The sequence below is a fragment of the Vibrio splendidus genome, from assembly GCF_001557875.1.
GTDB classification, from domain to species: Bacteria; Pseudomonadota; Gammaproteobacteria; order Enterobacterales; family Vibrionaceae; genus Vibrio; species Vibrio splendidus_F.
In genome coordinates this window covers 1-20,971 of the sequence record NZ_LNRF01000001.1, presented here as the reverse complement: position 1 = coordinate 20,971, position 20,971 = coordinate 1, and the positions used below count along the sequence as shown (strand labels likewise).

Annotated in this window: 18 protein-coding genes and 1 pseudogene; 7 read left to right on the top strand and 12 right to left on the bottom strand. The window is 43.8% G+C overall.

Annotated elements, in window-relative coordinates:
- Window positions 1-45: 45 nt before the first annotated feature.
- Window positions 46-984 carry a LysR family transcriptional regulator gene (locus ATB74_RS00095; RefSeq protein WP_061015621.1) on the top strand — a complete coding sequence of 313 codons (939 nt, stop codon included), beginning with the start codon at window positions 46-48 and terminating at the stop codon, window positions 982-984.
- An 80-nt stretch (window positions 985-1,064) separates the two neighbouring features.
- Here the strand turns inward: ATB74_RS00095 and ATB74_RS00090 are convergent, their stop codons facing one another.
- Window positions 1,065-1,712, bottom strand: coding sequence for a glutathione S-transferase family protein (locus tag ATB74_RS00090; RefSeq protein ID WP_061015619.1), 648 nt, complete (start codon window positions 1,710-1,712; stop codon window positions 1,065-1,067).
- Between the two features lie 98 nt (window positions 1,713-1,810).
- Between ATB74_RS00090 and ATB74_RS00085 the strand changes: the two genes are divergently transcribed.
- Window positions 1,811-2,662, top strand: a complete 852-nt coding sequence (locus ATB74_RS00085; RefSeq protein WP_061015617.1) for a LysR family transcriptional regulator — start codon at window positions 1,811-1,813, stop codon at window positions 2,660-2,662.
- Window positions 2,663-2,763: 101 nt separating this feature from the next.
- Here ATB74_RS00085 and ATB74_RS00080 read toward each other — a convergent pair whose 3' ends face one another.
- The gene (locus tag ATB74_RS00080) at window positions 2,764-4,878 is read right to left on the bottom strand and encodes a methyl-accepting chemotaxis protein (protein ID WP_061015615.1); all 2,115 of its coding nucleotides are present in this window, start codon (window positions 4,876-4,878) and stop codon (window positions 2,764-2,766) included.
- Between the two features lie 403 nt (window positions 4,879-5,281).
- Window positions 5,282-7,072, bottom strand: a complete 1,791-nt coding sequence (locus tag ATB74_RS00075) for a sigma-54-dependent Fis family transcriptional regulator (protein ID WP_061015610.1) — start codon at window positions 7,070-7,072, stop codon at window positions 5,282-5,284.
- A gap of 327 nt (window positions 7,073-7,399) precedes the next feature.
- Between ATB74_RS00075 and exaC the strand changes: the two genes are divergently transcribed.
- Window positions 7,400-8,920, top strand: a complete 1,521-nt coding sequence (exaC, locus tag ATB74_RS00070) for an acetaldehyde dehydrogenase ExaC (protein ID WP_061015609.1) — start codon at window positions 7,400-7,402, stop codon at window positions 8,918-8,920.
- A gap of 88 nt (window positions 8,921-9,008) precedes the next feature.
- On the opposite strand, the gene ATB74_RS00065 is transcribed toward exaC, so the two are convergent.
- Window positions 9,009-9,905: a LysR family transcriptional regulator gene (locus ATB74_RS00065; RefSeq protein WP_061015607.1), complete on the bottom strand. Its 897-nt coding sequence runs from the start codon at window positions 9,903-9,905 to the stop codon at window positions 9,009-9,011.
- A gap of 117 nt (window positions 9,906-10,022) precedes the next feature.
- Between ATB74_RS00065 and rhtB the strand changes: the two genes are divergently transcribed.
- Window positions 10,023-10,646, top strand: a complete 624-nt coding sequence (gene rhtB / locus ATB74_RS00060) for a homoserine/homoserine lactone efflux protein (protein WP_061015605.1) — start codon at window positions 10,023-10,025, stop codon at window positions 10,644-10,646.
- 117 nt (window positions 10,647-10,763) lie between these two features.
- Here rhtB and ATB74_RS00055 read toward each other — a convergent pair whose 3' ends face one another.
- The 5 genes from ATB74_RS00055 to ATB74_RS00035 all read right to left on the bottom strand — a co-directional run bounded on the left by ATB74_RS00055 (window position 10,764) and on the right by ATB74_RS00035 (window position 14,920).
- The gene (locus tag ATB74_RS00055) at window positions 10,764-11,504 is read right to left on the bottom strand and encodes an NUDIX hydrolase (RefSeq protein WP_061015602.1); all 741 of its coding nucleotides are present in this window, start codon (window positions 11,502-11,504) and stop codon (window positions 10,764-10,766) included.
- 188 nt (window positions 11,505-11,692) lie between these two features.
- On the bottom strand, window positions 11,693-12,094 hold the full coding sequence (locus ATB74_RS00050; RefSeq protein ID WP_061015601.1) for a hypothetical protein: 402 nt from the start codon (window positions 12,092-12,094) through the stop codon (window positions 11,693-11,695).
- 174 nt (window positions 12,095-12,268) lie between these two features.
- Window positions 12,269-12,601 (bottom strand): DMT family transporter, encoded by a 333-nt coding sequence (locus ATB74_RS00045; protein ID WP_061015598.1) that lies wholly within the window; start codon window positions 12,599-12,601, stop codon window positions 12,269-12,271.
- A 149-nt stretch (window positions 12,602-12,750) separates the two neighbouring features.
- Window positions 12,751-13,590, bottom strand: coding sequence for an S-formylglutathione hydrolase (gene fghA / locus ATB74_RS00040; RefSeq protein ID WP_061015596.1), 840 nt, complete (start codon window positions 13,588-13,590; stop codon window positions 12,751-12,753).
- 181 nt (window positions 13,591-13,771) lie between these two features.
- Complete coding sequence (locus tag ATB74_RS00035) at window positions 13,772-14,920, bottom strand: S-(hydroxymethyl)glutathione dehydrogenase/class III alcohol dehydrogenase (protein ID WP_060981037.1); 1,149 nt, start codon at window positions 14,918-14,920, stop codon at window positions 13,772-13,774.
- 371 nt (window positions 14,921-15,291) lie between these two features.
- Here ATB74_RS00035 and ATB74_RS00030 point away from each other — a divergent pair, with 371 nt between their 5' ends.
- Window positions 15,292-15,855 carry an outer membrane beta-barrel protein gene (locus ATB74_RS00030; protein WP_061015594.1) on the top strand — a complete coding sequence of 188 codons (564 nt, stop codon included), beginning with the start codon at window positions 15,292-15,294 and terminating at the stop codon, window positions 15,853-15,855.
- Window positions 15,856-15,941: 86 nt separating this feature from the next.
- Here ATB74_RS00030 and ATB74_RS00025 read toward each other — a convergent pair whose 3' ends face one another.
- Window positions 15,942-16,964: a GGDEF domain-containing protein gene (locus tag ATB74_RS00025; RefSeq protein ID WP_061015592.1), complete on the bottom strand. Its 1,023-nt coding sequence runs from the start codon at window positions 16,962-16,964 to the stop codon at window positions 15,942-15,944.
- Between the two features lie 143 nt (window positions 16,965-17,107).
- The gene (locus tag ATB74_RS00020) at window positions 17,108-17,722 is read right to left on the bottom strand and encodes a hypothetical protein (protein WP_061015589.1); all 615 of its coding nucleotides are present in this window, start codon (window positions 17,720-17,722) and stop codon (window positions 17,108-17,110) included.
- Window positions 17,723-18,117: 395 nt separating this feature from the next.
- On the opposite strand from ATB74_RS00020, the gene ATB74_RS00015 reads away from it, so the two are divergent.
- Both ATB74_RS00015 and ATB74_RS00010 read left to right on the top strand, forming a co-directional pair.
- Window positions 18,118-18,825, top strand: a complete 708-nt coding sequence (locus tag ATB74_RS00015) for a response regulator transcription factor (protein WP_061015587.1) — start codon at window positions 18,118-18,120, stop codon at window positions 18,823-18,825.
- Complete coding sequence (locus ATB74_RS00010; protein WP_081090039.1) at window positions 18,818-20,167, top strand: ATP-binding protein; 1,350 nt, start codon at window positions 18,818-18,820, stop codon at window positions 20,165-20,167. Before ATB74_RS00015 ends, ATB74_RS00010 begins: the two co-directional genes overlap by 8 nt.
- Window positions 20,168-20,369: 202 nt before the next feature.
- Here ATB74_RS00010 and ATB74_RS00005 read toward each other — a convergent pair.
- Window positions 20,370-20,971, bottom strand: a pseudogene (locus ATB74_RS00005) (iron-containing alcohol dehydrogenase); the annotation flags it as partial.

Genomic DNA, 20,971 nt, shown 5'->3' with positions numbered 1-20,971 from the left:
TAGTTCGTTCTAAACAATGTCGTTGTTCAATATCGCAGAGGGATTATGCAAAAAGATATTTCATATCAATTGAATCGAGTCGACCTGAATTTGCTGGTGGCCTTTGACACATTACTTAGAGAACGCAATGTAACCAATGCTGCAAAGGTGTTATTTGTCTCGCAGTCGGCTATGAGTCGCAGCTTAAAACGGTTGAGAGAAACCTTCGATGATCCCCTTTTTATCCGAACCTCTACTGGCCTGACACCGACATCAAAGTCGCTAGAGTTAGGTCAAGAGCTGCAACACATTCTTCCGCAGTTGGGTGCGTTGTTTCAACGTAGTCAATTTGATCCTCGAGAATGTAATGATACGTTTTCGATCTCTTTGCCTACCTTTCTAGGAAGTACCATTCTTCCCAATCTAGCCTTAGGGTTATTTGAAGAAGCTCCTGACGTCAACTTGATAGAAATGGCCGCGAAAAGTAACCCTTACGACTTACTCGACAAAGGGAAGTTAGACTTTGCTATTCATTATTCAAGCTCGCTAGATCAAAAATACCAAGCGACAAAAATAGGAACAATCTATCCCAAACTGTTTGTTCGTAAAGACCACCCTCTGGTTGGAAAAGACACTACGTTAGACGAAATCATGCGATACCCTATAGTCGCTATGAACGTAGAAGAAGACCACAAGCAAGCATTCAACACGCCTCTTCAACAAGTTCTATTACAGTTGGAAAGTGACAAACGTCCAAAACTTCGAAGCACCCAAACTCATGTGTTGATGGAGATCGCGTCTCGTTCAGATGCGGTGATCTTTGGTATGAATGCGTTGAATGCACTACCGGGTTTCGATAGCCAGTTTGTGGATATTTACGATTTTGTAGCCAGTAAGCAATATCACGTCGACCTATATTTACTGCAACATCAGCGTACATTTGCATCAGCTTCGCATCAGTGGATAGCGTCGAAGTTCAGTGAGTTATTGAAGAGTACACTCTGAGAAAAAGTGCCCTGTGAAACCTTTGTAATGAGCAAAAATGAATGAGTCTCGATAGTGCATCGAGACTCATTGGAATCTACTTATACAGGCTCACCGGCCTCATCCTCTTCAACCACTTCGGTTTCTAAGCTTGCCTCGGCTAACCATTTTTTAATCGACGGGCTATTGAGCACACGCTGTTGATATTGTGATGCCTTTTCTGAAAGCTTGATGCCGTAGGTTTCGACTCGCAGTGCTACTGGTGCAAACATCGCATCAGCAATCGACCATTCACCAAATAGCCAGCCCTCTGGGTATTGATCCATTTGTTCTGACCAAATGGCATCGATGCGGGCGATATCTTTCTGGGCACCTTCACTCAAAACCAATTTTCTTTTGGCTCGGCAATTCATTGGTAATTCATTTCTGATGTTGAAAAAACCAGAATGCATTTCTGCCGAGATAGCTCGGGCTAAGGCGCGTTCAGCAATGGAAGTTGGCCATGCAGTACCGTTTAGGTAGGCATCGTTAACGTATTCGAGAATAGCGAGTGAATCCCACACTGCAACGTCACCATCAACCAGAGTCGGCACTTTTGCAGTGGGTGTAACTGAAGCCAGCGTGTCATAAAAATCTGGGGTGAATAGCTTAAGTTTGATGACGTCAGCGGCGAGGTTGTAGTGATCGAATATTAGCCATGCGCGCAGTGACCAAGTTGAGTAGTTCTGATTAGCGATATAAAGCTGCATAAATGCTTCCTTGCGTCTGGTGGGTATGCATTTGAGCTTAAGGGATTGTATTACGGCGCACTAACGGATAATTTTGATGCAATACATTAATAAAAACGATGGGTGGTGATTTCAATATGGATATTGATGCGTTGCGAGGCTTTCTCGCGTTTGTGGAGACCAGCAGTTTTACACGCGCTGCAAAGCAGATTAATCGCACCCAATCAGCCTTCAGTGCTCAGATGCGCAAGTTAGAGGAAGAACTGAATGTCATCCTGTTTCAAAAGGAAGGACGCAACCTGGTTTTGACTGAGGCGGGCTTGGCATTACGTTCTCATGCGGAGCAGCTCGTCGCACTCCACAATACGGCATTGAAACAAGTAAAACGTTATGAGGACAAACAGCCACTGAGATTAGGTTGCCCTGAAGACTATAACGACAGCATCTTGCCGAAAGTGATTAAGCTTTTGCAGAACGCTGAACCTACTTGTTCCATTCAAATATTTAGCTTGCCGAGCATTACGCTTAGAGAGTGGCTTGATGATGGTAGGCTTGATGCTGCGATTGTGACTCGCGCTCCCGATAGCGAAGAGGGATATTGGTTAACCAATGATGTGGGCGTTTGGATAAGCAGCCCTGATTTTGTGTTTGATGATTCTAAACCTGTCCCACTGGCTCTGTTCCAGACGGATTGTAAATACCATGCTGCGGCGGTGAATGGTTTAACCAAACAAGACACGCCTTATCAGCTTTTAGCGTGTAGTAATACGGCTTCAGCGCAGCGCGCAATCGTCAAAGCAGGGTTGGCAATTGGTGCGATGGGCAAGCTCAGTGTCACACCTGATTTGAAAATTCTCGATGACATGCCACCGTTACCTGCGGTAGACATCGTACTGCTGCTCGCGAGTAAGCATCATCCGGTGTTGGACAAAGAGGTGCTCAATCAGTTGATTGAGTTGGATTCTAATTAGATTTTTCTAGGTGAGAGGCATTGATGCTGAGAGCGAACAGTAAATAGAAAGGCCGAGAATATTGCGTTTCTCGGCCTTGTTGTTATGGAAGAGATAGCGAACTAAGAGAGCTTAAATTTACTTAATTCTCCGTGTAAATCTCCGGCTTTTACTGTCAGCTCATTACTGATTTCTACCGAGGATGTCATGGTCTCCATCACTTCCACTGCGGTATCGTTAATAATGACCACGTTACGGTTAATCTCCTCGGATACTGAACTTTGCTCTTCAGCCGCGGAAGCAATTTGATTGTTCATGTCGTTGATGACTTCAATGGCTTGGTTAATCTCAGACAGCGCTAAATGAGCGGCTTGAGTTTCGCCTTTGGTATCGTTCGCTTGCTTTTGGCTTTGCTCCATCAAGACCACGATAGATTGGGTCTCTTGCTCTAGGCGCGCCAGCATTGAGCGAATCTCTTCGGTCGAGCCTTGAGTACGGTTTGCTAGGTTACGCACTTCATCGGCCACCACCGCAAAGCCACGTCCGGCTTCACCCGCACGAGCTGCTTCAATCGCGGCGTTGAGCGCAAGTAGGTTGGTTTGTTCTGCAATACCGCCAATTTCACTCAAAATACCTTGAATGGCGGTGCTTGAATCAACTAAGTTTTGCGTTTGTTGCTGAGCATCATTCACTTGAGTGGCCAAGCTATCAACTGCGCTGGCGGCATTGTCCATGCGTGTCATGCCGTTAAGGCTATTACTTTGTACCTGGCTAGCGGCCGCAGCGGCTTGAACGGCTGAGTTCGCTACTTCTTGTGCAGTTGCACTCATCTCATTGATTGCAGTGGCGAGTGAGTTCACTTCGTTTACTTGAGCGTTCAACTGGTCACGGGATACCTCTGCACGAGCTTGACCCTCAGTCGCGTTCTTATCGACTTGGTCTGCTGTCGCCATTACAGTGAGCAGCATCTCTTGTATGCGAGATAGGAAGGTATTGAACCAGTGAGCCAGTTGCGCGGTCTCATCTTTCCCTTTTACTTCGATGCGATAGGTTAAATCGCCTTCGCCTTGTGCGGCATCTTTGAATCGCTCGACCAAGTTATTGAGAACTTTGCCGAGAGAGTTGGCGATCAATGCCATCGATATGATGCCTAGAAGAACGGCGACGATCCCCGCCCACACACCTTTTTCAAGCGCTTTCGAATTCTGCTCATCACTCCACTGGGTGTATTCGTCGACACTTTTTGCAAGGTGACTACTGGGAACCGATACCATGACTACCCACGGTGCGTCGCTAGTCTCTATAGCAGTAATGGCGTACTCATCTCCGCCAAATGTAACCAACCCAGCTCCAGACTGTTTAGCGATAGACTGAACTCGCGACCACTCTTTTTCTAGCTCTGGTGAGACTTTCTTACCAACCATGTTTCCAGCACTGCTGTTGGCCAGTGTAATGCCTTTCCAGGAAGTGATGAGGATCTTGCCTTTGCCATCAAACAGGTCACGCGCAAACAATTCACTCTGGCTTTGAAGCTCGAACAAAGACAAATCAAAGCCAATTGAACCAATGATTTTACCGTTCTCTTTGATCGGCTGGCTGATGGTGGTAATGAGTTCTTGCTTACCACGAACCGGATAGAAGTACGGTTCCATTACGAACGTTTTACCTGTTTGGTAAGGCATTAAGTGCCAGTCGTCTTTGCGTTCACCATTGCTGTTGAGTTCAGTATTGCTGAAGCTCTCCATCGCGACTGCATCAAAGCTGTTTTGGTCATTGGGAGAGAAGAAAGGGGCAAGGTAGCCCTGACTGTTGAAACCTAATTCGCTGTTCAAGCTAATCTCGCCATTCAGATCGGTTTGTTGTGGCCAAGTTTTGTTTTCCCACACCATGTAGCCAGCAAATACGGCTTTGTTTTGTGCTTCTAAAGCGGCAGTAAACTGTTTAACGATAAGGTCTGCGCTAGCGTCCGTTTCTGAACTCAACTCAATGATTGAACGTGCTTGTTTTAAGTTGGCTAATACAGGGTTAAGTTGGTTGGAAATGTTCAACCCTTGTTGAAGTGCTGTGTTTTGTAAATCGGTTGTCGTAGCGTCGGTTAACTGTAGTTTTACTTTCTCTGTGACTTGTTTATTCACATCAGTAAAAGCGCTAGTGGTCATGCCCATTGCGATCAATAGGGTGAAAGCCATCGCCCCGCCTGCACTCACCGCAATTCGCGTTCGTATACTGTTAAACATATGATCTCTCTAGCTAAATAGTGGTAGTTTTGCAGAGATTTTAAACAAGATAAATGAATGAAAAATTCAAGATAATGAACAGATAAAGAATGGGAAGATCAAATTTATAAACAGGATTGTGTTGGGCTTATCTTTATATTTGATGCATGGGTTCTGAAAGAGAAATAAATGTTTGTTTAAGGTTAAGTAACCAATTGTATTTATTGATCTTTAAACCTTATTGATAAAGTGGTCTTTTATTAGGCGAGAGTAGTGTTGTTTTCGCTTGTTACTGAATGTGGATTATTCATTATATGACAATGGTCACACTTAATTTTACTCAAAATCATTCATTCCTCCTATTTATGCGAGTTTCTATGTTTGTTTTATAAATCCATGCAAGACAAAGCTTGGTTCATTCTCTTCATTGAAGAATCCCCAAACTCTTTAGCTTTCGATAAATTGTGTTACGACTGATCCCAAGGATCCGCGATGTCTTACTGATGTTCCCTTGGTTAGCCTGATAGGTTTGCAGCAAGGTTTCTTCAACGGTACTTCTTAAATCTGCATTTGGTTTACCTTCGATGATACGAGAAGCAGTAATCTGGTGATGACCATCTTGAGCTAAAGAGGTGAGGTGCTGAGCAAGGTGGCTAGGCACATGCTCGAGTGTGAGTTGTGGTTCATCACTTGCTAGTAAAGTGGCTACTTTGAGTAAGTTGTCTAATTCACGGATGTTGCCTGGCCAAGAATAGGCGCACAATAAACTCATTAGGTGCGGGCAAATAGACTGCTCAGCTTCGGCGTATTTACGATGAATATACTCAATTAAAGCATGCTTATCTTGTCGCTGCTGCAAGCTTGGCAAGGTAAAGGCCAAGCCATTGAGTCTGTAATACAGATCTTGCCTAAACTCACCGGTTGCGACCAACTGCTCGAGGTTTTTGTGAGTGGCAGCGATGATCTGGCAATCGACTTGATAGCTTTGATTGGAACCAACTGGCACCACGGATTTGTCTTGCAGAACATGCAGTAGTCGGCACTGAGCTTCTAAAGGCATGTCGGCAATCTCATCCAAAAACAAGATCCCTTTGTCAGCTTGACGGATCTTCCCTTGAAACCCTTGTTTGTTTGCGCCAGTAAAAGCTCCTGGTGCGTAGCCAAACAGTTCAGATTCGATAAGATCTTTAGGCAGCGCACCACAATTCACGGCGACTAGGGGCGATGATTTACGTTGGCTTTGCTTATGTAACGCCTTAACAAACTCGCCCTTTCCAACACCTGTTTCACCAAGGATTAATAGGCTAATGCCTTTGTCGATAACTTTATTGGCCTGCTGCCAAGCGTGTTCTATCTGTTGTTCACCATGGTGTAAATCACACGATGCTGAAATAGAGCGTGTGCGCTTGGCTGATGAGCGTTTGAGATGCTGTTTTTCAAACACAAAGGGTGCATCTATTGAAGTTCGGTTGAAGAGGGCATCGATACTCTCACCGACGATCGAGGTTTGATCCAACAGTTGAGAGGCGACCTGATTGTGCGCGACCACCTCTCCAGCTTCGTTGGCTATTACAATCCCTTGCCAACCGCTGTGCAATAGCGATTTATCGCACGCGAGATCAATACGAGTCGTTCCTTGTGGGATATGGCTCAATAGCTGATTCTCTATAAGCTGAACCATGTTTTGAACAAGCAGCTGTACCGAACTGTCGTGTTGTTGCTGCTCACTGGTGATGTCCAATACGCCAACCATGTTTCCTTGGTGATCAAATACTGGGTTCGCTGAGCAGCTGATAAACCGATGCTGGTGGATGAAGTGCTGCTCACCAATGATGGTCACGGGCTTGGCTTCTACTATCGCGGTGCCAATGGCGTTGGTGCCTTTGAGTTGTTCCTGCCAACACGCTCCAGAGCTGAGTGCAATCGAAGTCAGCTTTTCCTTAAACCGCTCTTGCCCCCAACTAGCTAGAATCACCCCTTCAATATCGGTCAAGATCAAACGACTGTCGGTGCGTGCAAACATCTGGTTAAACAGAGGCAGTGCATTGCGCTCGACGATTTGAATCAAGCTTGATGATTGATGACGTCGCTGCTTAAGAATCGACTGTGGCAGGCGAATATCTTCGGGAAGACGCCTCTGTTTTAGCCCCGCTTCAGTGCTGCGGTGCCAAGAGGACGAAAGCCAATCTAAGGTGTTTGCTTGTTGAAGGTGCATGACTGTTCCATGTCGTAACAGTGAGGGTGTACCAAATTGGAACAGTTGAACACTGGAGTGCTTTCCATACGGCCGTTCAATGCCAACTCACTTTGGGTTGTAAATGTTTGGTAATCATAGTTTTACAATTTATTAACAACAAGTTTTGAGGTTGTGGCGTGTGATTTGCGTTGTTCTTGTTGTGAAGAAAACACGAAGTATCAATGTTTTAAACAGAAAGTATAAACATGGGCGACTTGTCATGAGTTCTTTTCTCAAGAGAAGTCGCCACAAAAATAAGACAGCTCTCGCTCAATAACGAACAACAAATCAAAGAAGGATCTAACTATGATTTACGCACAGCCGGGTAGTGACAACGCAGTAGTGAACTTTAAAGCGCAATACGATAACTTTATCGGTGGCGAGTGGGTGAAGCCTGTCAGCGGCGAGTATTTTGATAACACGTCCCCCGTGAATGGTCAGGTTTATTGCCAAGTCGCGCGCTCAACCGAGGCGGACATTAGCTTAGCACTCGATGCGGCGCATGCAGCTCGTGCGAGTTGGGCTGCGACCAGTGTGACAGAGCGTTCGAACATCCTACTTAAAATTGCTGACCGCATTGAAGCGAACCTAGAAGAAATCGCAGTCGCTGAGACATGGGAAAACGGCAAACCAGTTCGTGAAACTTTAGCGGCAGATATTCCTTTGGTTGTCGATCACTTCCGCTACTTTGCGGGTTGTATTCGAGCGCAAGAAGGCAGTGCAGCCGAGCTCGATTCAAACACTGCAAGCTACCACTTCCCAGAGCCAATCGGTGTCGTTGGACAGATCATTCCTTGGAACTTCCCAATCTTGATGGCGGCTTGGAAGTTGGCACCTGCGCTAGCAGCAGGCTGCTGTGTGGTGATGAAGCCAGCCGAGCAAACGCCAACCTCGATTTTGGTGATGATGGAGAAGATCGCTGACCTTCTGCCTGCTGGCGTTGTTAACATAGTGAATGGTTTCGGTAGTGAAGCCGGTCAAGCTCTTGCGACTAGTGATCGTATTGCTAAGTTGGCATTTACAGGTTCGACTGAGGTTGGTCATCATATTCTAAAATGTGCGGCTGAAAGCTTGATTCCATCAACCGTTGAGCTTGGCGGTAAGTCTCCAAACATCTACTTCCCAGACATTTTTGATTATGAAGATGAGTACCTAGATAAGTGTGTAGAAGGCATGCTGCTGGCGTTCTTTAACCAAGGTGAGGTGTGTACCTGTCCATCGCGTGTGTTGATCCACGAATCGGTCTACGACAAGTTCATCACCAAAGTTGTCGAGCGCGCTCAAACCATCAAGCAAGGCAACCCGTTAGACACTGACACTCAGGTTGGCGCACAAGCCTCTCAAGAGCAGTTCGATAAGATCTTGAGCTACCTAGAAATCGGTCGTCAAGAAGGCGCAAAAGTGCTAACAGGTGGTGAAATCGCGCAGCAACCGGATGATCTCGGCAACGGTTACTACATTCAGCCAACCATGCTGGAAGGGCACAACAAGATGCGTGTATTCCAAGAAGAGATCTTCGGCCCTGTTATCGCGGTGACGACGTTTAAAGATGAAGCAGAAGCGCTAGAAATAGCCAATGACACTGAATATGGCTTGGGTGCAGGCGTGTGGACGCGTGATGCAAACCTAGCGTATCGCATGGGTCGTAACATTGAAGCGGGGCGTATTTGGGTGAACTGTTACCACGCTTACCCAGCTCATGCCGCGTTTGGTGGTTACAAAAAATCGGGCATTGGCCGTGAGACACACAAGATGATGCTCGACCATTACCAAAACACTAAGAACCTGCTGATCAGCTACGACACTAATCCGCTAGGCTTTTTCTGATTACACAAAAATGGACTCAAGGGACTATTTGGACTCAATACAAAGCGCCGTATCAACGGCGCTTTTTCCCATTTTATTGTCCCGTTCCTTAATGCTCTGACTCACTTTTTTGCAGTGTAATCGAGTCGAGTTCACCTAAATGTTTTACAAACAATTCGAGTAGTTTGGGCTGTCTAGGGTGGTATGCACTCAGTAGTACCATCTTCCGGTTGTATTTCTTGTTGGTTATTGGTGTGATGGTGATGTGTTCATCAAAGAGTTCCAAGCCTGGCCAGACTGGAACAATTGATACTCCAACCTCTTCCACCACCAGTTGAGCAATCGCCTCAAGGGAATCCAGGTCAAAAATGGTATTTTTAGTCATCCCCGTGTCGTTCATGAATCGTTCAGACATCTGCCCGCCCCAACAGGTAGGGTCATATCTAATATAAGCGTTGTTATCGAGTATACTTGCAATAGAGCCTTGAATCGTTTTGTTATGAATTAACGCAAGAGGCTCATTTCTCAGTTCTCTACATCGCAATGTTTTTGGAATGACAGAGGGAGGGGCAACGATAATCGCTGCATCAAGGTCGCCATTGATAAGGCTCCGATTTAAATCGATCGAATTCCCAGGAATGATATGAAATTTTGCCTGTGGCGCAACTTCCCGAATGGACTTGAGAGTCGATGGGATAAACGCGGTTAATGATGTTGAGTTAGCTCCCACTCTTAACGTGCCATCTAATCCTGACCCTTGTGCAACTTCAATAAGATCACGAGTCTCCCTGATAATCGATTTTGCTTTTGGGACAACCGCCAAACAGGCATATGTGGCCTGAACAGTACTTCCTGCTCGTCTAAATAGCTTACAATTAAACTCGCCCTCTAACGCTTGAATCCTTTGACTGATGGCTGCCGGTGTTATGCCTTGGGCACGAGCTGCAGCGGCTATTGATCCTTCCTCTACGACTGCGACAAGGCTTTCAAGAAATCGAGTGTCCATAGGTTTCCTTACGAATGAATATATAAAAACTTAGTTTTTCTACTTTTGTGTTGTGAGTAAACTAGCTACAACGACGACTTAAGTCTAGAGTCGATGTCACTTTAGAAGGGATCTTAAATGAATTTTGATTTGTGGTTTGCGTTTTTGATGGCGTGCATTGTTTTAGCTGTTTCTCCTGGTGCAGGGGCCGTGAATATGATGTCAATAACAATGAAATACGGCTTTCGCCGAAGCTTGATTTCAAACATTGGGTTACAAGTTGGGAATATGTTCAATATTGCGATAGTTGGTGTTGGACTTGGTGCTGTTCTTGCCCAATCAGAAGTTGCGTTTATTGCTATAAAGTGGGTCGGGGCATTCTACTTAATTTATTTAGGCATCAAGAAGTTTACCGAGACGGTGGATAATACAGATTACAAAGGACACCAGCAGAAAGTAAGTGGCTTGAAAATGTTTTGTCAGTCAGTGATTGTCAACGTTACCAATCCTAAAAGTATTGTTTTCCTTGTTGCTCTTTTGCCCCAGTTTATTGTGTCAAGCAGTCCCCATGTAGAGCAGATACTAGTGCTAGGCAGTACTTTACTTACCGTCGATATGCTTGTGATGTGTGGTTATGCATTATTAGCTAGTCGGTTGAGCGGATTGGTTAAGAATCGCCGTCATATGATTGTGCAAAACCGTATTTTCGGCAGTGTATTTATTGGTACAGGCAGCTTGTTGGCAATGGCTGGGCGAAGCTAATACGGGCTTTAAAGGATACGATTAGTTTATTGATTTACTTGATTCAGACATTTCCCCTTTGAAAGCGCCTATTAATGGCGCTTTTTCATGGTGTAAACTTCTCGAACAACCGTTTTATTATTCGTTTTTAGAAAAGAAGATCTCGGGCTTATGAGTGGGGCCTGAATTGCCTTCGAGCTGCGTCAGTTCCAAACCTTGTTTGCCAATTAAAGATGCAACCATTTGTCGGTTGAACGGGTAGTTTTCAGTATTGTTGATGAACTCTTCTACATCTACCCATTTGGCTTCAGCTATTTCATCAGTGTCTTGAATCGCAATCTCTTGAGTTTGAGCAATAAGGTGACAAACGAAGTAGAGGTTTGATTTGCCAAACTGATATGGGTGGCGCGTTGCCATGCCAACCACTGAAACAAACGTGGCTTCGATGCCTGTCTCTTCCAAGGTCTCTCGAACCACAGACTCTTCAATACCCTCGCCAAGTTCAATGTGGCCACCCGGTAATTTATAGCCTGCCATACCATGCTCTTTGATCATCAGCACTTGGTTGTGTTCGTTGGTGATCAGGGCTCCAGCCCCCAAAGTATGGGTTGGGATGAAAGGCACAAATTCGACGATTTCGGATTTATGGATCAGCGTAATCTCGTCTTCTAGACAGTTATGGAACACAAAGCCTAGTTCAGTGGATATTGGGATTAGATGCGACAACGAAATAGGCAAACTAATCCAGATAATGCCTTTATTGTTCTGCTGTGAAAACTCGGTGATTTCGCTGAGCTCAGAATGGAATGAGTCAGCATCGTGTGGTGCAGTTAGCGGGTCAATGATGATGCCGTTAAATTTGTCGAGCGTAAATTCCACGGGTGATCCTTTATTATTTTTGATTTATTGAGAGCCTTTTATAGAGCGAGCTTATAACAGATGTAGAGGTTATGACACCCGAAAAGCCGGTGATAGGGAGATTGCTGGGGAAAGCGGTAGGTAAGAAACAAAAACTGCGCTTGGAAACCAGAGCGCAGTTTTAAAGTTGGAGTTATTTGAGTTCGTATCTAACGAACGTAGTTCGCATCAACGCTGACATACCAGTGTTGAAACTTACCGTCAGATTTTTCAATCCACAAATCGTTGGTGTAGCTCTCTATCTTGCCGTTTACCGTTAACTTGAATGTGTTCTCGTCGAAGTCGCCAAGCTTCACAAACTGATCGGTTGTAATTAGGAACGGGTCCATGTTGTCAACGCCAACTACATCTGAAATCACATAGTAGTGGTAAGTAAATGGCTTGCTCGCATCATTTGGATTACTGCGGTACGCCACAAGCTTGAACGGTTCCGTCAGTGGGACATCGAGCGTTTGCTTGTCTATGGTCGCGGGGATTGGAATAAATAACCAAGCCGTAAATAGGCCGCAAGCCAAAACCATCAGGAAGAAAAGAGTCTTAATTGCTTTCATAGCAACCTTCAAAATAGGTAATGTTGAAGGTGCTATGGTAACAGGTTTGATTTGTTGATTGTAAGAGTATGAATAAGTGAAGGCGACACCACTCTGTTAGGAAATTTGAACGAATTGACGCACTGTTCATAACTTACCTTTCAGACGCTTTCTATCTAAAAGCGCCTGGGCAAATTAGTGCGCGTGGCCTTGTGATAGGTTGATCAACATGACGCCTGCGGCAACAAGCCCCATGCCAATCCAAACTTTAGTGTCCAGATGTTGGCTGTAAACGAAGGTCGAGATTAAGCTCACTGTCAAAATCGCTAATCCTGCCCATAGCGAGTGCACCACACCAACTGGCATTCCCTTCATTGCTTGGCTCAAAAATAGAAACGCTGCCAAGTGCCCAGAGATCACCAGCAATGCGGGCACTGGCTTAGACAAACTAAACCCGTCAGTGGCTTTAAGTGCAACGTGAGAAAGTGCTTCAGCCATTACGCCCATTATCAAGAAAAACCAGCTCATATTCGTACCTTTATCATTGTGTTATTTGTGTTGGTATAGCGTTGGAGTTTAAAAGTGTTAATCGTTGTTTAAGATAGTTGAAGCCAAACAGCAGGCACAAAAAAGCCCACACCTCACGCTTTTGCAAGGTGTGGGCTAAATAGATGTGACTATTTGTTTAGGTAAGCAGCGTGGAACTCAATATGCTCATCAATAAAGCTAGAGATAAAGTAGTAGCTGTGGTCGTAACCTGGCTGTATACGTAGCTCTAAATCGGCATTGGTTGCCTTAGCGGCTTCAACTAATTGTTCAGGCTTTAGCTGCTCAATTAGGAAGTTATCAGCTTCACCTTGGTCTACCAACATTGGCAGCTTAGTGCCTTTGGTTTTTAAAAGCTCAGAAGCATCGTACTGTTTCCATTCTTCAATATCTAAGCCTAGATATTGGTTGAATGCTTTCTGTCCCCAAGGGCATTGCATTGGGTTCGTTATCGGGCTGAATGCAGAGATAGAACGGTAGCTATCTTCGTTCTTGATGCCAATCGTTAGTGCACCATGTCCGCCCATGCTGTGACCAGAAATCGATTTTACTGATGTTACAGGGAAGAACGATTCAATCAGCGCTGGGAGCTCTGTTACTACATAATCGTACATGCGGTAATGGCTGTCCCACGGTGCTTGAGTCGCATTCACGTAGAAGCCTGCACCTTGGCCTAGGTCGTAGTTTTCATCGTCGGCAACGTTTTCGCCACGTGGGCTTGTATCTGGGGCAACGATAGCGATGCCTTGCTCAGCTGCGGCTTTGAAAGCGCCGGCTTTTTGCATGAAGTTTTCATCGGTACAGGTTAAGCCTGATAACCAATACAAAACAGGAACTGGGTTTTCTTTACTTGCATTGGGTGGCAAGAAAATCGCAAAACGCATGTTGCAGTCAAGCGTTGCTGAAAAGTGGGTGTATTGTTTGTGCCAACCACCAGCAACCTTTGCTTGGCTAATGTTTTCGATTGTCATTTATTGTGCTCCGTTAGGTTGATGGTTTCGGAATTAATGTGTTTGGGTTGTTTAATACTAAAGCCAAAGTTATAGCTAAAGGTTTCACCACCTACCGGGCAGGAGGTGGTGAAGACAGTTTCGCTCTGATGTTTAAGTCAGAACTGTGGTCTCGACACCGAAGTGTCGAGACCAAGGAGAATTACTTATCCATGTGTAGAACAGTACGGATAGATTCACCTTTGTGCATTAGGTCGAATGCTTCGTTTACATCTTGCAGACCCATAGTGTGAGTAATGAACTCTTGTAGACCAAACTCACCCGCCATGTAACGGTTTACGATTTCTGGAAGCTCAGAGCGGCCTTTAACACCACCGAAAGCAGAGCCACGCCATACACGACCTGTTACTAGTTGGAATGGACGAGTTGAGATCTCTTGACCTGCGCCTGCAACACCGATGATTACAGATTCGCCCCAACCTTTGTGGCAGCACTCAAGTGCTTGACGCATAACGTTAACGTTACCGATACACTCGAAAGAGTATTCAACGCCACCGTCTGTCATCTCAACGATAACGTCTTGGATTGGTTTGTCGTAGTTCATTGGGTTGATGCAGTCAGTCGCGCCAAGTTGTTTCGCTAGCTCGAATTTGCTCTCGTTGATATCAACACCGATGATGCGGTCAGCACCAGCCATGCGAGCGCCAATGATTGCAGATAGACCGATACCACCTAGGCCGAATACAGCAACGTTGTCGCCTTTTTCTACTTTAGCTGTGTTCAGTACTGCGCCCATACCTGTTGTAACGCCACAACCTAGAAGACAAACTTCTTCAAGTGGTGCTTCTTTGCTAACTTTCGCTAGAGAGATTTCTGGAAGTACTGTGTACTCAGAGAAAGTAGAACAACCCATGTAATGGAAAATAGTTTCGCCATTTACAGAGAAGCGGCTAGTACCGTCTGGCATTAGGCCTTTACCTTGCGTTTCACGAACCGCTTGGCAAAGGTTAGTTTTACCAGACTTACAGAACTTACATTCGCCACATTCAGCTGTGTAAAGAGGGATAACGTGGTCGCCGACTTCAACGCTTGTCACGCCTTCGCCGATCATTTCAACGATACCGCCACCTTCGTGACCAAGAATTGAAGGGAAGATACCTTCTGGATCGTCACCTGAAAGAGTGAATGCATCAGTGTGACAAACGCCAGTAGCAACGATACGAACTAGAACCTCACCAGCTTTAGGAAGTTGTACATCAACTTCTTCCATTTTTAGCGGTTCACCAGCTGCCCATGCAACCATTGCTTTTGATTTAATATGAGTTTGACCAGGTTTAATTTCGATTGTCATTGGATATTTCCTATATATGTCAGTACAGCGGATAACTGTTCAATTAACGTTAACTCGTTAAGAGTAGTTGAGCTTAATTGTTTCCGCTCTCTCGTTTTGTTGGCGCTAGTATAGGTGTGACTGTGGCTTTTGATAATCCCATTAAATGGAAAATGATTATTACACATATGTAATAATTAGAGTGTCGGAGGGAGTATCTAGAAAGTAATGTAAAAAGGTGGGAGAGCTCTTTGTAAATGTCACTCGTTACGTTGATTACACTGCCTTACCAATGGCGATTTAGAAAGTTGGTAACCTACTTCAAGTTTCAATGCCCTTTAAATTTCTGTGTGAATAGGGCATTCCAATTGATGTTTTAACTTGAGGTTCATATGAAGAAAACGCTTTTAACTCTAATGCTTGTGTCTGTTTCTAGTTCAACATTTGCGAACGGTTTTTATCTTGGTGCAGCTTATTCACAGCTAGGGCACGGTAAGGTGGCCTATTCAGAAGAAGTAAGCAGTGATGATGGCTTTGCTGTTAGTGCCGGATACGATTTTGAGTTAGGGAGCGTTTTCACTTTGGCGGCTGAAGTTGAGTATAAAGATTTGGGTGGCGTTGTAGTAAGAGAGTACGTTGGTCAGGGGAGTTACGCTCAAGTTGATCTGTCAGCTACTTCCATTGGTATTAATGCTATCCCTAAATTTTACGTTAGTGACAATTTCTATCTTCTTGGTAAGGTTGGTCTGCATAATGTTAGCTATACCGCTAAGATAACGACAAACGTGACTAATCAGTTCAACAGCACAATTGAAGAGTCTGTGGTTGAGCTAGGTTATGGCGGCGGCCTAGGCTACCACTTTGGCCCATTGACGGCTCAAACGACCTATGAAGTGGTGAGCGTTAAGAATTCAGATATCAGCTCAATCAATATCGGTGCAAAATACAACTTCTAGTCTGTTGAGGTTGGACTCAATGATTAGTGAGGTGCGAATGTCAGGCTCGTATCTCACTATGTTCTTACCTGAAAGAGTGCCGCAAGCTAGTTAACGAGACTAGTACGATTCTTAAAAATGCTTGATGAACCATGGCTTCGAGCTAGCACTAGGTTACCCTCAGCTTCATACCATACATGCTCTATCGTATTGAACTTACTGAGCTCTGCGATTCCTGAACTGAGTGTCACTGCAATTTTCTGCTCGTTGACGGCGAAAGGGGTAGCGGAGACCGTTTGTTGAATATCGTTGACCAAACTGAATTCATTCACTGCACTTTCTCTAAATCTATCGCTTTTGATTAGTACAACGAATCGTCCTTCACCCAAGTAATATAAGTAATCCCGATTAATGATGGTATAGGTTCTTTGAACGACTTCTTTAATCAACTTATCCGAATATGCGTAACCAAACTTGCTACTGATTTTTTTTAGGTTGTCGATATCGAACATAATGAATGAATTGTAATCATTGAAATCATTATTGAGTGTTTGCAGTAAAGAGTTACGGCTCAGTGCTCCTGTCAGTAAGTCATGACTGCCAAGGTATCGAGCGTAGAGCTTAGAGCCTTCACGCTCCTTCTCATATTTACGACTCACAGCTGTTATTACCAAGTAAACACACAAAAAATTGACGACTGAGAGTATGTATTCGTGCTTATTGTAGAGGGCTATTTCATGCAACAAGATCGAGAGTTGGATAAACAATAGCCCCATCGAGTATGTGAATGAGTTACGACTTCCTAACAGTAAATAAAAGAGAAGAGGCACACTGCAAGACCAAATGTAGATGCCTTCTTCGATGGGCTTAGCGTATTCAGCGAAACAAATTGCCGCAGCAATAAAGAAGACGTGAAGGTGAGAGTGCAGTGTGACGTTTTGGTTATCTCGAATTTGATAGAGAGTGTATCCACCCAATAGGATATAAAATACTTCTATTATTGATAACGCATAAGATTTGTTAGGAAATACAAAGCTGTTACCAATGGACATGGGAATAGCCATAACCATCAGTGTTATGCAGAGAGCACTTAAAACTTGTTTACGCATGGTTTCATTGGAATCAATCATTAGATCTCTCTGGATAAAGGGATAAGATTTTAAATATTCCAATTGTAGCTTAGACAAAATAGTGGATCTTAACCTGTTTTGTAATCGTATGTATGCGATATGGAAGTATTGGCTCTACTCATGCGTCAAATTCTATAGTCGGTTTACATCGTGAATTGAACACCTAAATTAAAGGCTTTCTCGGAGTACCGGCGTTTAGATGTTTCGATGCCGGCTACTAACCCAAAGACGCGTCCAAATTGAAACACGTTGTTCATTTTGAACGTGTCTTTATCTGCGTCTAAAAAGTCGTGTTGATAGGAGAGATCGATCAGCCAATGTTTTGCTGCTTGAACGCGAGCTCCGGTTTTACAGTAGGCAGCTTGTTCGCTGTATGAATTACTGTAGTCACTGTCTGCTCGATAGTTGACTGCACCACATGAGGTAGGTATCGAAAAATGGTCGTTGATCGACGCATTAAACCCCGCCCCAAGTTTCCAAGTATCTATTTCTGAGCTTACGCGAGTAACAAAGTCAGCATCGCCTTCAATAAATAGTGACTCGGTAATATTTACACCAAGGTTAAGGTACAACCCACCGAGTGCTTTGTCTTCATTATTGGAGTATTGGTTATCCAAATAATCTGCAAATGCCCCTTTTTCAAGAGTTGCATGTTTATATCCAAAGCCTATGTAAGTGAGTTCGTGAACGATGTTACTGCTAGCTAAGACAGGAGATACCGTCAATAAGGTGGCTAGCGCAGTGAGCATTACTTTCATACATTAAATCCAAAAATGAGACAGTAACGGTATATTAAATCTGTTTTATAACTCGGTCGAATAAAGAGATGTAAGTTTTGTAAGGGGCGTGAGTGTTATGAAAGGAGTGAAATTTTGGTGATTATATTTTGGCCTTTATACAGTGAAATTCCATGGTTACTTATTAGGCTATTAAACAGCAATTTTCCGAATTGAATTGCTTTAGGGTCATACAGCTGAAAATAATAGAAAATAAGTCAAATTATTACAGGATATGGCATCAACTATTGGGATGATGAGATCTTGAGGTATGACTTTTGTAAGTTATGTATCCATTTTACTTTTTTACTGAAGCTTTAATTTACAATCACTGGGTATATATTTAGTAAGTAATCTTGATTTATTTAGGTGAGATTTTGAGTAAAGGTAAAATTCTAATCGTTGAAGATGACTTAGAGATTCGTCGTCTTGTACAGATGTATCTAGAGGCCGATGATTATGAGGTCCATGCGATTGATGATGGTGCTGATGCAATACAAATGATTCAAGATGTACACCCCGATTTGGTTTTACTGGACTTGATGCTTCCTGGGATGAACGGAGCCGATATTTGCGTGAAGGCAAAGCAATTTTATCAAGGGATGATATTAGTTCTCACTGCATCTGAAGAGGAAATGAGCGAAGTCAGTTTGCTGCGGTTTGGCGCTGATGATTACATGACGAAACCGGTTCGAGGGCATGTTCTTTTAGCCCGGATAGAAGCATTGTTAAGGCGTAAAGAAGGAAGGTTATTGAGAAGTGCTAAACCTGAATTTTCGTTGCCGAATAAGTTCCCTTATGCTTTTCAAATCGATGAAATAAAAAAAATAGTGGCTTGCCAAGGTCAGGACCTTCAATTAACAGCGGCACAATTCGAGATTTTACAAATATTAATAGATAACAAGGGGGACATTGTAAGCAGGGAGCAGTGTTGCCAGTTGTTGCGAGGTATGGAGCATGGCTTTAATGACCGTTCAGTCGATATGAGAATATCAGGCCTGAGGAAAAAATTAGCGAGTGCTAAGTGCTCTGGAACCATGATTCGAACTATTCGAAATAAAGGGTATATGCTTGTCGATGATTAACAAATGTTCGAGTATGTTTTGTCGGCTCTATATCGGAATTGTCGTTTCGATTGTATTGATTATTACCTTTACTTTTGGGGTAGGAGAAAGCTATTTATATAAGAGTAACGTAGAGTCGTTTCTCAGAGACAGCCATCTCTTTTTAGAGAAATATATAGCGAGTGAACAGAAAAGTGTTGGGTTGTATGCCGATTTACAACTACAGGATAAAATTCACTCCTATACAATGGAACTCGAGCTTATTAGACAATGGGATGGTTCTCCACCTTGTCCGTCGTGTCAGGAACTAACTCAAATCGATGGTTCTGTTATTTACGATCGTGAACAGTACTATACATCGGTAATGGCTATCCCAAACAGCTCTGATTACCTCGTTTTTTCCAAAGATAAAGATTACTTCACCTATACAACCCCTTGGTTTAAAACCACTTCTATTCTGTTTTTGTTTTCTTTGATATGTGGTGTTATTCCGATTTTTATTTTTGCCATTTACCTTCCTACAAGACAATTACAATATCAGGCGCAGGAATTTCAGAGCACTCAAGCTCAATTTGGTGATGGAAACTTTTCGAAGAGAGCCGATCCGAGTGTGCCTGACCCTGTTGGTAATGTGGCTAAAAACTTCAACCGTATGGCTGATGAAATTGAGAGCCGCCTTGTTCAAAGTCAGGTGTTTGCTCAGGCTATTCCTCACGAAGTTCGCACTCCATTGAGCCGTATTCAATTGGTCAGTGATCTTATTCGCGTAAAAAATCCCTCTATCGATCCTAAATTACTTGATGATATTGACCTATATATCGAGGATATTAATACGTTGACCGAAGATATTATTAAGCTGTCGCGGTTAACTTCTAAAGAGTCGTCATTCTACGAAGCTCGTAAAATGGATTTAGAGTTTGTGGGGTTTGTTCGATCTCGTGTTGCGGCATTACCTCATGGAGAGGTGAGTGTAGAGTGCAACTTTGTCGATGAAGTGATGATTTTATGCGACCACACTATGGCTCGCTTAGTCGTAGATAATTTAATAAAAAATGCCATTAAGTACGCAAGTAAAAAAGTTTTACTGACCATAGAAGTTAAACCTAATGAAGTTTGCATGGTTGTTGAGGATGATGGGGAAGGCATTCCAAAAGACAAACGAGAAGAAGTTTTTGTCCCTTTCTCGAGATTAGATAAGAGCCGAACTTCAAAGACGGGAGGTTTTGGGTTGGGTCTTGCAATTACTCACGCAGCAGTGAAACGTTCAGGCTGGTGTATAGAAGTGGAAGAGAGTCGTTTTTCTGGTGCAAAGTTTAATTTTTGTATTCCATATCAAGGGCCATCAGAGTTACCAGAATCATAAGATATAGGTTTTTGCCCTGAGTGATTTTGCCTATGGAAAAAGCTCGATATTGACACAATCATTGGGATTGTTTGATTCAGTCTTTGGTAGTGAATCGTTCTCCGTAAATACTATAACCTGTCATAATATTGGTTGACATTGGCAAGATAAAGCCCAAAGAAAGCGATAATCGATGGGCTCGTTCTTATAGAGTTACGTTGGATTAAACTTCAACTAGTTTTTTGCTTTCCGATTTGTTTTTTTTTGTAGCATCTTTTTTAGTTGCGTTTTTGGCGACAGGTTTTTCAACGTACTCTAACCCAAAGAAAGATGCTAGCAGCACATCACGTAGCTCAGTAATTAGAGGGTAGCGTGGGTTTGCACCAGTACATTGGTCATCAAACGCTTCTACCGCTAGCTCATCCAGTTTAGCAACGAAGTCTGCTTCGTTAACCCCTGCTTCTTGGATAGATAGTGGGATGTCTAAGTCTTTCTTAAGCTCTTCTAACCAAGTCAGTAGACGCTCAATCTTCTGTGCAGTGCGGTCACCAGCTTGGCTTAGGCCTAGGTGGTCAGCAACTTCAGCGTAACGACGACGTGCTTGTGGGCGGTCGTACTGAGAGAATGCAGTCTGCTTAGTTGGGTTATCGTTCGCGTTGTAACGTACAACGTTTGAGATAAGTAGTGCGTTAGCAAGGCCGTGTGGTAGGTGGAACTCAGCACCAATTTTGTGAGCCATTGAGTGACACACACCTAGGAATGCATTCGCAAATGCTACACCAGCGATAGTTGCTGCGTTGTGTACTTTCTCACGAGCGATTGGGT